Origin of the sequence: Bacillus sp. TH19, from assembly GCF_016651075.1 — a bacterium.
GTDB classification, from domain to species: domain Bacteria; phylum Bacillota; class Bacilli; order Bacillales; family Bacillaceae_G; genus Bacillus_A; species Bacillus_A mycoides.
This window is the reverse complement of sequence record NZ_JAEKEO010000010.1, coordinates 1,203,012-1,217,649: the sequence shown is the minus strand read 5'-3', so window position 1 is coordinate 1,217,649 and position 14,638 is coordinate 1,203,012. Positions and strand designations below refer to the sequence as shown.

Sequence of the window (14,638 nt, the reverse complement as noted above, 5' to 3'; positions counted from 1 at the left end):
CCGTTTCGTGCGGGCTATTAATCAGTGAGGGATAGACCTCCCCGCTGATTAAAGTTTCACTTTATTATCATACTAAATTTTCAGCATATTCACATCAAAAATAAAAAATCCCTTTCATTCTTTTTACAAATGAAAGGGATTTTATGTAATATTATTCATTTTGTTGTTCCTACCCCATTTAATACATACTTTGTAACACCAACATATATAGCAATCGTTCCTACAACAAGTGCATACACCATATTAACACACCAACCTTTTTTGATAATGATTATCACTTTTGAATACATTTTATCATTAAAGAGAATCATTATCAACAAATTTCTAAAAAAGAAAGCTCCTTCGGGAAAAGGAGCTTTACTGCCTGTTTTAAAGAAGTTTAAAACTTGCTGTGCACTCTTATTATATCTCATAATACACATCTTAGCAGTTTTAAAAATTGGAAATTACCTATATACCCTCCTCTTTACATTTTGTATAATAGAGTGAAACTGTAATTAGTGGGGATATTTCCCATCCCCACTAATTATTAGTTGAACCAATCGGGCTTTTACAAGCGCCCGACTCCCACCTAACTTCCTCGTATTCACTGAATTTTGAGGTGGGAGTCTTACTGCTTGTTAATGCGGGATAAAAGGGAATTACTTAACAAGGAGGAAAATAATGACACAAAATATTTCACAAGGCGAGAGGATACATTCCATCGATATTATTAGAGGAATAGCTGTACTAGGTATTTTTCTTGTTAACTGGCCTGTTATCGCTGGGATCGACTCACGTGATCTTTCAGGAGTCTATGAGGGGCTAAATAGCTATATCCGTCTATTTTACGATATGTTTATTCAAACAAAGTTTTATACTATCTTTTCGTTTTTATTCGGCCTAGGCTTTTACATTTTTATGACTCGTGCTGAAGCGAAAACGGATCGCCCAAAAACTTTATTTGTTCGTCGCTTGCTCATTTTATTATTATTTGGTTTCTTGCATTACGTTCTTTTATGGGACGGGGACATCTTACATAGTTATGCCATCGCTGGATTTTTCTTATTGTTATTTTATAAGAGAAAGCCTCGTACTATTTTAATATGGGCATTAGTTTTACTAAGTATTTTTCAATTTTTCATGCTAATCGCTAGTATAGTGGTTGCCTTAGTACCAAAGGCAGAGTTAGGGTTTTCCTTACCAATCATGCCACTTGAAGACTGGGTGTCACAAATACAAAATCGTTTCCATGCATTTTATTCTGAAGGAATTGGACTAAATGTATTCATGCTCCCAGAAACAGTTGGACTATTTTTACTTGGTTTATACGCCGGCAAAAAAGATATTTTCCGCCGCACGAAAGAGTTAGATCCAAAGCTTAAAAAATGGCAAATCATTATGTTCATTTTGACATTACCAATGTGGTTCTTCATGGTCCGTTACTTCTTATCAAAACCATCTTATGAACCATTTTATATGCAGGCCTTTACAATGTTTAGTGGAAAAACATTATTCATATTCTACATTTTCACGCTCATGCGTTTATTACAAAAAGAAAGATGGCAAACATTATTACGTCCGTTCCAATATGTCGGACGAATGGCGTTAACAAATTACATCACGCATACGATTATTACGTTACTTGTATTCGGCCTATTTTTCAAAAATTATTATCCCGCTCCATTATGGGTAGGACCACTATTTTGCATCGGTTTCTACACGTTGCAAATCTTTATTAGCCGCTGGTGGCTGTCACGTTATCAATATGGGCCACTTGAGTACATTTGGCGTCTTGGTACGTACGGGAAAATGATGCCACTTAAAAAGAAAAGCAAGGTCTCATAATGAGACCTTGCTTTTTTACGCTTCTCTTACTGCACTTTGCATAGACACTGGCTCTTCTTTTACTTTACGCTGTGGCACCATATTAAATACGATATTTAATAGTACTGCTGACGCACTTCCAAGTACAATTCCGTTATCTGTTAAAATACGGATGTTTTCCGGAAGCTGTGAGAATAACGTTGGAACGACTGTAACTCCAAGTCCGATTCCGACAGAACATGCAACAATTAATAAATTTTCTTGTTTTCCAAAATCAACACTGCTTAACATTTTAATGCCATACGCCATTACCATGCCGAACATTGCTAGCATTGCACCGCCAAGTACTGATTTCGGGATAATAGTTGTAATAGCTGCGATTTTAGGAATGAATCCAAGAACGATTAACATACCACCACAAGTATAAATAATAACGCGATTTCTTACTCCAGTTAATTGAACAAGTCCTACGTTTTGAGAGTATGTTGTATATGGGAACGCGTTGAAAATACCACCTAACACCATCGCTAATCCTTCTGCGCGATAGCCTTTTGTTAATTCTTTTTCACCGATCTTTTTATTGCAAATATCAGATAATGCGAAATATACACCTGTTGCTTCTACAATCCCTACGCAAGCAACTAAAATCATCGTAATAATTGGCGTTAATTCAAATGTTGGTGTACCGAAGTAAAATGGCTGAATACCGTGGAACCAATCCGCTTCTCCAACCGCTTGCAAACTTACTTTCCCCATAAATGCTGCAACGATTGTACCGAACAATAGACCTAGTAAAATAGAGATTGAACGAATAAATCCGTCAAAGAAACGATACATAATGATGATAAATAATAATACACCAAATGCTAACGCTAAATTTTCAAGACTACCGAAATCTTTACTTCCTACTCCTCCAGCCATATCATTAATTGCTGCTGGAACAAGTGTAACTCCAATTACGGTAACGACAGATCCTGTTACGACAGGTGGAAACAGCTTTACAAGCTTTCCAAATAATTTCGCAAAAATAACAACGAATAACCCAGCAGCAATAATTGCTCCATAAATAGAAGACACGCCGTATTGTTTCCCGATTGCAATCATCGGCCCAACCGCTGTAAATGTGCAACCAAGTACAACGGGAAGTCCAATACCGAAAAAGCGATTTGATAATGCTTGTAAAATTGTCGCAACGCCGCACATTAATAAATCAATCGAGACTAAATATGTTAACTCTTTTTGATTTAAACCAAGTCCGCCGCCCACAATAAGCGGAACGATAATTGCGCCAGCATACATCGCAAGCATATGCTGCATACCAAGCGATGCGATTTTAAATGGATGTTGCTTCATCGTTTATTTCACCTCCGCAGTTTCTTGCTGTACAAATGTAACTGTGCCGTTATCAAGTGATGCAATTTCTGCTAGTGATTCAACACGAACACCCTGTTCACGCAGCTTCTTTCCTCCATCTTGAAATGCTTTTTCAATAACAATACCAATTCCCGCAATACTTGCTCCAGATTGCTCTACTAAACTCATTAAACCTAAAGCAGCCTGACCGTTTGCTAAAAAGTCATCGATAATTAAAACGCGATCATTTTCATCAATATGATTTCGAGATAATGAAATCTCGTTCGTTTCTTGTTTTGTAAATGAATATACGTTTGCAACGTACATATTATCTTGTAACGTTAACGATTTACGTTTTCTTGCAAAGATTACTTTTACACCAAGCTCTAATGCAGCCATAACTGCTGGTGCAATGCCTGAAGATTCAATCGTCACGATTTTTGTAATGTTCTCTTCTTTAAAACGTTTAGCAAATTCTTTTCCGATCTCTTGCATAAGTACTGGGTCAATTTGATGATTTAAAAATGCATCTACCTTTAATACGTCACCAGATAAAACCTTTCCTTCGTTCAAAATCTTTTCTTGTAATACTTTCATGTTTGTTCCCCCTCTTATGCAATAAAAAACTCCAAAAGCCGCCACCACTCGTTACAAGTGAGAGACGCGCTTTTGGAGTTTCGCAAAAAAGAATGCTAAACAAGCAAATATATTCGTCCTCACTCATAGTCAAAGTATTTACGGTACTTCGGTAGAAACTTGCAGGCCATATCCCCGCGATTATATGAGTGTAGCTAACTATTTATTTTATAGAAGGATTATAACGCACTTTTTAAATTTTGGAAAGCATTTATTAAAAAAACACGTACGAATTTTATGAAAATACTATTTTCGTTCGAGTTTTGCAAACTCTTACATTTCATATTTAAGCGTCGTTAAAATGATTGGACCATCTTTTGTAATCGCAATTGTATGCTCATATTGAGCTGATAATTTACCGTCCATCGTTCTTGCAGTCCACCCATTTAAATCTACTTTAGAATATCGCATACCTACATTTACTATGGGCTCAATTGTAATTACCATTCCTTCTTGTAACTTAGGCCCTTGTCCTTGTTTACCAAAATGAAAAATCGCTGGTTCTTCATGAATCTCTTTACCGATCCCGTGTCCCGTAAAGTCTCTTGCGACAGAAAAACCTTCATTTGCTACATAACTTTCAATTGCATAGCCAATGTCTCCTACATGATTACCGATTACCGCCTGATCAATCCCTTTATACAAAGCATTCTCAGCTACTAACAATAACCTTTTTGCTTCATCAGAAATATCTCCAACTATATACGTCCATGCAGAATCCGAGAGCGCACCATTTAAGTTTACTACCATGTCAATTGTCACAATATCTCCTTCCTGTAAAGGTACATCACTAGGGAAACCGTGACACATTTCATCGTTTACAGATGCACATATCGCATATGGATACCCGTTGTAACCTTTCTGTTCAGATATTGCACCATGCTTTTCTAAATACGCTTCAACAAACGTATCAATTTCTTGTGTCGTTATTCCTGGTTTCATCATTTTGGCAATTTCCCTATGACAAGAAGCTAGTAACTTCCCAGATTCATGCATCAAATCTATTTCATTTTTCGTTTTAATTGTAATCATACTACCTCTCCTTACTAAACTTGCTATTTGCTACTAAACTTCAATCATACACATCCTCTTCCAAAATTTCAAAACTTCTAATTACAACAAGTACAAAAACAAACATCATTTATTTCTACATCAAAATAAAAAAACAGAAGCTCTCCTCTGTTTTTTAAACATTTTTACATATATAATTCATTTTCAAAAACTCAAAACAACTACCATTTGTTTTCTGTATAAACGTTCCAACAGCTTCGAATCCTGCTCTTTTATACACGTTAATCGCTCTTTCATTAAATGTCGCTACTGATAGCGTTATATAATTGCATCCGTATTTTTCTTTACTAAAAGCTAGTCCAGCTTTTACGAACTGTAGACCAAATCCATTCCCAGTTATATCAGGTCTCATTCCGAGACCTATATCAACCGTTTGATTATTTATGTTACTAAAACTAAAGAAACCAATGAGTGTACCATTTTCCTTCACAGAAAATGTATGATTCCCTCTACTCTCATCCTCTAAAAACTCAGCTAAATCTTCTTCATCTGCCTCTATATCATAAAAGGAATACTCCCCTTCATAATGCCAGTTATATGCAATTTCTTCTGCTTCCGCTTGCGACATTACTGTAAACATATAACCCATTTCTCTCACTCCCTCATAAAAAAAAAGCTGCAATTAAGCAGCTCCTGTTTTATAACTCATAAATCTCTTTATATTTAGCTTCTAAATAATCAGCTAAGTAGTTTGCATTTAAACCTTCACCTGTCACATCTTTTAAAATTTCAAGTGGTTTTTTCGTTTTGCCATATTGGTGAATATTTTCTGTTAACCATTCACGAATTGGTGTCACGTTTCCTTCTTCTAATAATGCATCAAAGTTTGGAATATCCTTTAGCATCCTATGTTTAAATTGCGCTGCATACATATAACCAAGCGCATAAGATGGGAAGTATCCAAATGAGCCACCAGCCCAGTGAACATCTTGCAATACACCTTGTGCATCGTTTTCCGGACGAATTCCTAAATATGCTTCCATCTTATCATTCCAAGCCGCTGGCAAATCCTTCACTTGTAATGTACCATCAAATAATTCTTTCTCAAGTTCATAACGAACCATGACGTGAAGCGGATATGTAAGCTCATCTGCTTCTATACGAATAAACGATGGCTTCGATTCGTTAATCGCATCATAAAACTCATCTACTGATATATCATTGAATTGACCATCGCTATACTCTTTTAATAAATCATAATTTTTCTTCCAGAATGATTTATTACGACCGATAAAGTTCTCAAAGAATAATGATTGTGACTCATGAATACCCATAGAAGTTCCACTACATAGCGGTGTACCTTCAAATTCCTCCGCAATATTTTGTTCATATACAGCATGGCCACATTCATGAATTGTTCCAAACACTGCCATACGGAAATCTTTTTCATCGTAACGAGTCGTAATACGAACATCCCCTCTATTTAATGTAATTTCAAAAGGATGTACCGTTTCATCAAGACGACCCGCTTCAAAGTTATAGTTCAATTGTTTTAATAACTCTAAAGTAAAATTCTTTTGTTTTTCTTTTGAAAAATGTTCAGCTAAAGCATTTGTTTTTAATTCTTTTTTAGACTCAGAAATTTCTTTCACAAGCGGAACGATACGTTCCCGTAGTTGACCAAATACATGATCTAACACTTCTACTGTGATTCCCGGCTCATACATGTCTAATAGCGTGTTATATTTGTACGTTTCGTAACCCCAATATGTAATAAACTTCTTTTTGAATTCAACAATTTTTTCTAAATACGGACGGAACATTTCGAAGTCAGATTTTTCGCGAGCTTCTTCCCATACACTTTCCGCTTTCGCTTCTAATTTCACATACGCTTCATATTCCGCTTGTGGAATTTTCTTATTTCTATCATATTCTTTACGACACTCTTCAACCATTTTCTTTGTCGTTTCAGAAAGTTTATTTTCAACAATTAAAGATTCTAGTTCAGTTAAATAGTTCCCCATCTCATCTGAAGTCGACATCGCAAACACTTCGGATGAAAGCATTCCAATTACTTCTGAACGCTGGTCTACTCCTTGCTTTGGTGCACCTGTTCTTAAATCCCAAAACATTAAGCTTAATGCCTCTCCGTAATTCTCTATCTTCTTGACATATGTTAAAAATTGTTTTTCCACTTCATATGTAGCAACTGTCATAGTATAAAAAACCTCCTTTTTCTACCTCAAACTTATTTCGACACTGAAACATAAATTCCTTTTCTAATAGAAAAAAAGCTTGGCAAATGCCAAACTTTTCCCTACAACATTTTTTCGCTTAAAGTACTTTTCCTTCTACCGGAAGTACTTTCTTCACTGCTTCTATCACTTTTTCATCTTCATTATCTGATAAGAATAATGATATAGCACCTTTATCTTCACTTGTACGAATTAAACGTCCAATTCCTTGGCGAAGACGTAAAATCATATAAGGCACATCTACGTCCCAGAATGGATCATTCACATGTTTACGCTTCGCCTCAAACACAGGATCATTTGGAGGGAATGGTAATGACCAAATAATAACATGTGATAATGATGAACCTGGAATGTCTAAACCTTCCCATAAATGAACGGCACAAAGTACAGTCTCTTCTTCATTTTGGAAACGAGAAACGAGCTGACTAATTTCTTGATCTCCTTCATATAGGAACGGAACTGACATTTGCTCTTTACTTACATATTCTTTAAACGCTGCAAGTTCTTGCGTTGTACGGAATAATACGAGTGTACGTCCATTTGTTTTTTGTATATTTTCAAGTGTATATTGACACTTTCTTTCCCATTCATTTTCTTTCGTATACGGAAGTAAGTTTACTGTCATTTGCTCTTCATAATCAAACGGCGAAGCAACTGAGAATGATAAGTAATCTTTTACCCCTAGACTATTTGCAGTAAATGCGAACGAATCATTGTCAGATAATGTCGCAGAAGAGAAAATATATGGAATCTTCTTCGAGAATACTTTTTCTTGTAACACTTCTTCAACTGCACGCGGCATAATAACTAACGTGAAAGCACCATCGCCTTCTTCACCCCACGTAATTACATTTTTCTCGTGCATGAAAAGACGAAGTGAATGCTCTAACACATCTAAATGCTCATCAACAATATTTAAATCGTATGTGTTTACTGTATGCATTTCACTTTCAAATACTAATGCATCACCGACTTCACCGATTTTCGCATAAAGTCTTTTCGCTTCTGCAGTTACCTTTTCTGTCACAGTAATTTCTAAACGATCAGAACCTTCAATTTCCTTTTTATTCTCTTGTAGTACCCCAAAGAATTGTTCAGTTTGCCAAATTGTTTCTTCTACTAAATGTGCGAACTCTTCACGAATATCATTTTGTAATAATCTCGTTAAAAGTTGCTCCATCATCGTTTGTTTTAAACGGTACGTTAAAGCTTTTTGAGCTGCATATTCTACAAGATGCCCTTCATCGAATACAACGCAGCTACTTTCTGGTAATAACGGAATTTGTCCTTCACGTTTGCGAGCTTCGTACGTCCAAATATGATCCATATAGAAATCTTGAGAACAAATGATTAAATCTGCCGCTTTACGATAATGCTCGCGCGAAAGAGTTTGACCACAACGATGACGAGAATCACAAGTGAAGCAATCTTGGAAGTAATCCCAGTTTACCTTTGACCATTCCTCGTCATTTAACAGCGGAAATTCTTTTCGATCACCATAGTGAGTAAAGTTCTGCATCGTACCATGATCGAATACGAACTGAGGTAATTCGTAATATACATCTTCAATTACTTCTGGAGCTCGTCCACTCATAACATCTTCAAGTTTACGTAAACATAAATAATTATCCATTGACTTCGCAAGTCTAACATCAACAGATAGCCCTAATGCTTCAGATAACTTAGCAATGTCTCCTTCTTCTTTCACAAGCTGCTCAATTAACGTTTCATCTGCACAAGCGATAATAGCCGGCTTCCCTGTATAACGTGCATAACAAATTGCATATAGAAGATATACAATTGTTTTCCCTGTTCCTACACCCGCTTCTGCAAACATAACTTTCTTCTCTTGGAAAGCGCGCTCTAACTGAAACGCCATAAAAATCTGTTCATCACGCTCTTCAAAGCCCTTTTCCGGAAGAATGTCGTAAAACACATCTCCAATCCACTCATTCAACTTATCATAAAAATTATCTTGTTTTCCTACTTCAAATGGTAACCTATTCTCAGTAAACATCCTTAGCCTCCAACCAAACAGTTTTTCTATAAAAAGATATAGCAACTGCTACTCACATGTGCGCAGCCACTTTCCCCTGTTACAATACATAGAAATACACGAAAAAAAATTTTCCTTTCGAAAAAGGAAAATTTTTTTCTATATTAATGACCTTAAATAACGTTTATCAATCGCTGTTTCATGTGAAAGAGCTGACAAATATTCTTCCTGCGCTTTTTGTATTCCATCTACAATTGCACCTTGACTATCCACTTCTTTTCCGAGCTCATCATACGTACGGTGAATAGCTTTTTGAATCATCGATAATTGGAAACTATCCATATCACTTCCTCCTTTACGCATTACATAATAGCCAGTATATGCGTGCTGGAGGAGTTTTATACTATGAATTACGCGGTGGACGCTTTCCGAAGTATTGATAGTAATCTGTACGGATAAATCCGTTAAACAGTTTACGCTTTTTCGATGCATCTTTCCCATAACATTTCTCAAATGCTTCATAACTTGTTAATAAATACATTGACCACGTATCTAATGGGCGGAATACCTCTCCCATTTCTTTATATAATTTTTCAACAAGCGCTCTTTCACTTAAACGTTCTCCGTATGGAGGATTCGTTACAACATAGCCATATTCCTCTTTTGTCGTGAAATCTTTTACTTGCATTTGTTTAAATGATATAAGATCCCCTAATCCAACTTCTTCTGCGTTATCTTGGGCAACTCTTATCATACGGTGATCGATATCTGATCCAATGATTTGCAATGGTTGATTATAATTAGCTAAATCTTCAGCTTCTTGACGAGCTTCGCGCCAATTTTGTTTACCAACCCAGCCCCATTCATCCGATGCAAAGCCTCGGTTAAATCCTGGTGCGATATTTTGTCCAATTAATGCAGCTTCAATTGGAATTGTACCAGATCCACAGAAAGGATCAACGAAAGGACGATCCGCCTTCCAGTTTGTTAACTTAATTAAAGACGCAGCTAATGTTTCTTTTAAAGGCGCTTCACCTTGCTCAAGACGGTATCCACGTTTATGAAGACCTACACCACTCGCATCGATTGTTAACGTCGCAATATCCTTGAGCATTGCAATTTCAATACGGAATAACGGTCCATCTTCTTCAAACCAAGTTGTGCGTCTATACGTTGTTTTTAATTTCTCAACAACAGCCTTTTTAACGATACGTTGGCAGTCTGAAACGCTAAATAATGTTGATTTCAAAGATTTCCCAATAACAGGAAATTCTCCATTCTCTGGAATATAATCTCCCCAGTTTAACGCTTTTGTTTTTTCAAATAACTCATCGAATGTTGTTGCTTTAAATTCGCCGACTTTAATTTTCACACGGTCTGCAGTACGTAACCATAAATTCGTACGACAAATCGCTTTTTCATCCGCTTCAAACGTTACCTTTCCGTTTTCCACTTCACATTCATAACCAAGATCGCGAACTTCTCGGGCAACTAACGCTTCAATACCCATTGCCGCTGTTGCAATTAAAGTAACTTTTCCCATTTGCATTCACCTCTTATGTATAATCAAACAATAATTAATAACATGTTGTCCTATTAATTATCACATATTACGAAGAATATTCTCACTTACCATTTTAACTCACAACTTATAACTTCATACAAATAAAAAGCCCTCCTCTAACAAAGGAGAGCTGAGTTATTTCATAGTTGGTTCATAACGTTCTGTAAGCCATGTTCTGTTCCTTTGTACTGCAAACGGCCCACGCCTCGTACTCCGGTGGTAATCATCTATCTACAGGTTACGAAAACCTGTCCTTTTCCGTCGTTCATTTCCTTGGAAAAGATTCCCCTACCATTATTTGGGTTTCTCGCTCGTGGGGTTTACCTCGTTCCACTCCTATCATTTCTTCAAGGACTTCGTCACTGTGGCACTTTAAAGGTAGTCAAACCATATCCGAAAGGACTTAGGTTTTTTCCCTGCCGTTAAACCAGCCTTGCAGCCAGAATACCCTAGCTTATGACTTGGCTAGGCACGAACACTACAGCCATCTCAGGCCGTGCGAGCATGGACTTTCCTCTACAACGTTGGCGTTGCAGCGATTACCCAAACGTTATGACAAACATTAGTATAGTGGAAACAAAAAGATTTTGCAATGTTTTTTTCTATGTAAAATGCTTTAACCTTTTTGTTACCTTAATTTATTCGTATAACTTACTTCCAAATACAGCTTTTTCTAAATTAGATAGACGTTTTAAAATATCCGTATTCGTATTGTTATACACTGGTTGTGCAACTGGTGTTTGTACCGGTTGTTGCGGAACTTGTGTTGCCGCTACTTTTTGTTCTTCTAATTCACGTTTCAAACGAGCATTTTGTTGTTTTAATTGATCAAATTCCTTATGAAAAGCTTCATAATCTTTAATAATCATATCAAGAAACTTATCTACTTCTTCTTGTTGATAACCTCTCATACCTGTTTTAAATTCTTTTTCTAAAATATCTTTCGCTGTTAATTTAATTTTATCCGAAATCATTTTCTTCACCTCAAATTTTTGCCAAAGCTTTCATTAACTAAATTTTTTCAGAAACAACGCCTTTTGTCAATCAAATATACGAGTACTATATTACATATTACTCTGCATTATTCCACTGTTCCTCTTCCATTATATCTTGTAAATCAGAAAAAAGAATGAAATAACTGTGATAATTTTCTATTTCTCCTTTTTTCTTAGCTGCTTCTACAATATATTTAGGGCTCCCAGACTTTTCTTCGTCATATACAGCTAAAAGTGCATCGCTTTTTTCAATAAAAAATTGATTCTTTAATTTAAATTGCTCTGGGCTTTCGTACTTCCGTTTCGTAATACTATCAATGTGATCTGCTTGCGAAAGAATAAACTCGTAATATTCACGGTTATCTTCCTTCCAATTTTCTTCTTGTTCTAAAAAAGGAGTAAATACCGCTAATTTTAAATCTGGATATTCTACTTGAATCTCAAAAACAACTTCAGCAGCCCATAACTCGACTCCTAACTGGCCGCTTATAATAACCCACTCCAAACCTTCTTCTACAAAAGCAGTTAATTTACGATGCAACGCCTTTTTTATACATTCTACTCCTGGATGATCATTTTTAAATATTCCAAGTTCAAATGGCTTATATCCTGTTACAGCAATGACTTTCATATCAACACTCCAATTACAAAAAAAGAACTAGCATTTTGCTAGTTCTAACATATCATTTACTTTTTAAACATTCCACCAACGTTTGGTCCCATATTTGGTCCAAATGGTGATATATTCGGTCCCATATTTGGTCCAAATGGTGATACATTCGGTCCTGGTCCAAATGGTGACACGTTCGGTCCTGGTCCAAATGGTGATATTTGATGCCCATGGTGATGATGGCCATGACCACATGGTCCACATCCTCCGCCGAATCCTGGATCACCAGGATCTACAACGTTTACGTTCGAGTTTGTTTGCGGGAAGAAGCTTTGATTTTTAATTTGTTGAGTGTGTACATGTGTTGTATGCGTTGGGAAAATGTGTGGCACCACCGTTGTTGAAAAAGAATGTGTTACGCATTGTTTCGTTGGGTGAATGACAGGAGCTGTCGTACAAATAGGTCCTACAGGCTTATGCCCTCCAAAGCAAGGATGACAATGATGCATAGTTTTTTCTCTCCTCTCTCATTAAAAAAATCTGACTACACTTTACAATATGAGCGAGGGGGTAAAGCCGCTTGTTATATATACCCATTTATTTCATGGAAATTTGTCTAGTATCCAATTTCATACGTAATACCTATTATAGACAACCCCCTACTATTATTTACCAAAAAAGCCCCCGACTTGCTTAACAATCCCTGTTACTTGATTCATCGCGTTCATCATTTGTCCAGCCGTGTTCATCATTTTATTTACATCGTAGTTACCATCTGATGATTTAAATTGTGAAACAAAACTAGAAAACTGACTTGGTTGCTGTTGCTGTTGCTTTTGTTTATTCATCGTTGGATATGGTTGTTTTGGTGGATAAAACATAGCTTGTTGATTTACATATTGAGCTGGCGACATGTAGTTTTGTGAATTCATATACGCTTGCTGTGGTTGATTCGTATACATTTGCTGCGGCTGATTCATATGCGCTTGTTGCGACTGATCCATGTGCGGTTGTTGCGGTTGATTCATATACGCTTGTTGCGACTGATTCATATGCGCTTGCTGCGGTTGATTCATATGCGCTTGCTGTGGTTGATTCGTATATGCTTGTTGCGGCTGATTCATATGCGCTTGCTGCGGTTGATTCCCAAACGACACTTCAAATGGTTGATAATAATTTTGGTTTCCATAATGAGGCTCGAAAGGATACATATTATATCGTAAATATGTATCCTCATTATATTGGTACATATTTTGCTGTGCATATGGATTTGCTTGCTGATATACATTAGGTTGTTGAAACATGCATTCTCTCCTCCTTGGCATAAGTTTCTACATATAGAATATGTACCTATAAAATAAAATGTGTGACGGAGTACCTGTCTGTTTTTGTCGGAAGTTTAAATTTTTAAAAAAATTAGAAAGTAAACCCTTCCATGCTATGATAATAAGGAAGAAGATTCTCATGGGGGAGGAATCAACATGGTATTAGGGGATTTAAAACAAGCGTTTTCTCAAAAAAAGGGGTATTACACAGAAAATTCGAATGAACTGTTAGACTTTGCAAGACATTGTTATCTTGAAGGAAAAGTATGCATATCAGATTACCGAACATTAATACGAGAGTTAGAAATAAACGGTGCAACAAAACCTACAACAGTGACAGAGGCATAAAAAAACAAGAGGGTTTTCCCTCTTGTTATTTACATTGATCTACGATATTTTGCAAAGTATACGAAATAGCTTGATGAGTTTCAAAGAAACGTTTGCCTTTTCCCTTATTAACAAAACATTGTAGCACATTAGTTTGTAAATTATCATACACTTGATCAATTTGTTGTACATGTATATACTTAGGTCGTTCTTCCTTTATCCACCTATAAGCTAATTCTTTCCACATCTCTAACTCCGCATCTACAATATCAACAAATGGCTTCATATCCTTATAAAAATCGTATTCAGCCATCTCTCTTTTTTTCACATTCGCTTCATCATTATACTGCATTAACTTCTCCGAAGACTGGATTAATGCTTCATGTCCCATTTTGTTCCCACCTTATTATGCACTCACTACGACGTTTTGAAATGTCTTTACCCAGCTCCCTTTTTCTTCGTGATGCACTAATTTATTTTCCATATGTTCTATATGCATTTCTGTTATTTCTATCTTATTGCGTATTTTTTCACCTTTATCCTTCAATGCATGATTCATTCTAATCCCAATCTTCATTTCCAGCAAATCGAGAGAACTTAACATTTGATCCATTTTTTTCATAACATCTTCCTTCTGAACCATCGCCATATTTAAAACGCCCCCTTCTTTGCCTTTCCTTTGTCATGTAATTTCGCCGATTGATTAATTACTCCTTCTCACATGACAAAACTAGTTGATATTCGTCAAAGAAATCATTTA

At 36.2% G+C, this 14,638-nt stretch carries 17 protein-coding genes, 1 other RNA gene and 1 riboswitch; of the genes, 2 read left to right on the top strand and 16 right to left on the bottom strand.

Features of this window, described 5'->3' with window-relative positions:
- Positions 1–155: 155 nt before the first annotated feature.
- Positions 156–413 (bottom strand): hypothetical protein, encoded by a 258-nt coding sequence (locus JFU54_RS24030; protein ID WP_201067338.1) that lies wholly within the window; start codon positions 411–413, stop codon positions 156–158.
- Positions 414–663: 250 nt separating this feature from the next.
- Here JFU54_RS24030 and JFU54_RS24025 point away from each other — a divergent pair, with 250 nt between their 5' ends.
- Positions 664–1,827 (top strand): DUF418 domain-containing protein, encoded by a 1,164-nt coding sequence (locus JFU54_RS24025; protein WP_201066615.1) that lies wholly within the window; start codon positions 664–666, stop codon positions 1,825–1,827.
- A 15-nt stretch (positions 1,828–1,842) separates the two neighbouring features.
- Here JFU54_RS24025 and pbuX read toward each other — a convergent pair whose 3' ends face one another.
- The 13 genes from pbuX to JFU54_RS23960 form a co-directional block, all read right to left on the bottom strand.
- Entirely contained in the window at positions 1,843–3,159 is a 1,317-nt protein-coding gene (pbuX, locus tag JFU54_RS24020; RefSeq protein ID WP_078184210.1) for a xanthine permease PbuX, read from the bottom strand.
- 3 nt (positions 3,160–3,162) lie between these two features.
- Positions 3,163–3,756 (bottom strand): xanthine phosphoribosyltransferase, encoded by a 594-nt coding sequence (locus JFU54_RS24015; RefSeq protein WP_002030831.1) that lies wholly within the window; start codon positions 3,754–3,756, stop codon positions 3,163–3,165.
- A gap of 106 nt (positions 3,757–3,862) precedes the next feature.
- A riboswitch (purine riboswitch) is annotated at positions 3,863–3,964 on the bottom strand.
- Between the two features lie 104 nt (positions 3,965–4,068).
- Complete coding sequence (locus tag JFU54_RS24010) at positions 4,069–4,827, bottom strand: type I methionyl aminopeptidase (RefSeq protein ID WP_063217944.1); 759 nt, start codon at positions 4,825–4,827, stop codon at positions 4,069–4,071.
- 154 nt (positions 4,828–4,981) lie between these two features.
- The gene (locus JFU54_RS24005) at positions 4,982–5,455 is read right to left on the bottom strand and encodes a GNAT family N-acetyltransferase (protein ID WP_063217945.1); all 474 of its coding nucleotides are present in this window, start codon (positions 5,453–5,455) and stop codon (positions 4,982–4,984) included.
- A 49-nt stretch (positions 5,456–5,504) separates the two neighbouring features.
- Complete coding sequence (ypwA, locus tag JFU54_RS24000) at positions 5,505–7,022, bottom strand: carboxypeptidase (protein ID WP_002030824.1); 1,518 nt, start codon at positions 7,020–7,022, stop codon at positions 5,505–5,507.
- Between the two features lie 118 nt (positions 7,023–7,140).
- Positions 7,141–9,078, bottom strand: a complete 1,938-nt coding sequence (locus JFU54_RS23995; protein WP_002011942.1) for an ATP-dependent DNA helicase — start codon at positions 9,076–9,078, stop codon at positions 7,141–7,143.
- A 138-nt stretch (positions 9,079–9,216) separates the two neighbouring features.
- Positions 9,217–9,399 carry a DUF3921 domain-containing protein gene (locus JFU54_RS23990; protein ID WP_002126488.1) on the bottom strand — a complete coding sequence of 61 codons (183 nt, stop codon included), beginning with the start codon at positions 9,397–9,399 and terminating at the stop codon, positions 9,217–9,219.
- A 61-nt stretch (positions 9,400–9,460) separates the two neighbouring features.
- On the bottom strand, positions 9,461–10,600 hold the full coding sequence (locus JFU54_RS23985; RefSeq protein ID WP_002011868.1) for a THUMP domain-containing class I SAM-dependent RNA methyltransferase: 1,140 nt from the start codon (positions 10,598–10,600) through the stop codon (positions 9,461–9,463).
- 180 nt (positions 10,601–10,780) lie between these two features.
- Positions 10,781–11,172, bottom strand: an RNA gene (gene rnpB / locus JFU54_RS23980) — RNase P RNA component class B.
- An 87-nt stretch (positions 11,173–11,259) separates the two neighbouring features.
- On the bottom strand, positions 11,260–11,595 hold the full coding sequence (gpsB, locus tag JFU54_RS23975; RefSeq protein WP_000622426.1) for a cell division regulator GpsB: 336 nt from the start codon (positions 11,593–11,595) through the stop codon (positions 11,260–11,262).
- A 97-nt stretch (positions 11,596–11,692) separates the two neighbouring features.
- Positions 11,693–12,247: an SLOG family protein gene (locus tag JFU54_RS23970; RefSeq protein WP_063217946.1), complete on the bottom strand. Its 555-nt coding sequence runs from the start codon at positions 12,245–12,247 to the stop codon at positions 11,693–11,695.
- Positions 12,248–12,303: 56 nt separating this feature from the next.
- Complete coding sequence (locus tag JFU54_RS23965; protein WP_151304715.1) at positions 12,304–12,735, bottom strand: CotD family spore coat protein; 432 nt, start codon at positions 12,733–12,735, stop codon at positions 12,304–12,306.
- A gap of 156 nt (positions 12,736–12,891) precedes the next feature.
- Positions 12,892–13,530, bottom strand: a complete 639-nt coding sequence (locus tag JFU54_RS23960) for a YppG family protein (protein WP_201066613.1) — start codon at positions 13,528–13,530, stop codon at positions 12,892–12,894.
- A 177-nt stretch (positions 13,531–13,707) separates the two neighbouring features.
- Between JFU54_RS23960 and JFU54_RS23955 the strand changes: the two genes are divergently transcribed.
- Positions 13,708–13,899, top strand: a complete 192-nt coding sequence (locus tag JFU54_RS23955; RefSeq protein ID WP_002030817.1) for a YppF family protein — start codon at positions 13,708–13,710, stop codon at positions 13,897–13,899.
- 25 nt (positions 13,900–13,924) lie between these two features.
- Here JFU54_RS23955 and JFU54_RS23950 read toward each other — a convergent pair whose 3' ends face one another.
- Positions 13,925–14,269 carry a YppE family protein gene (locus tag JFU54_RS23950; protein WP_002011864.1) on the bottom strand — a complete coding sequence of 115 codons (345 nt, stop codon included), beginning with the start codon at positions 14,267–14,269 and terminating at the stop codon, positions 13,925–13,927.
- A gap of 15 nt (positions 14,270–14,284) precedes the next feature.
- A complete protein-coding gene (locus JFU54_RS23945; RefSeq protein ID WP_002030820.1) occupies positions 14,285–14,527 on the bottom strand; it encodes a hypothetical protein in 243 nt (80 codons plus the stop codon).
- Positions 14,528–14,638: the final 111 nt, after the last annotated feature.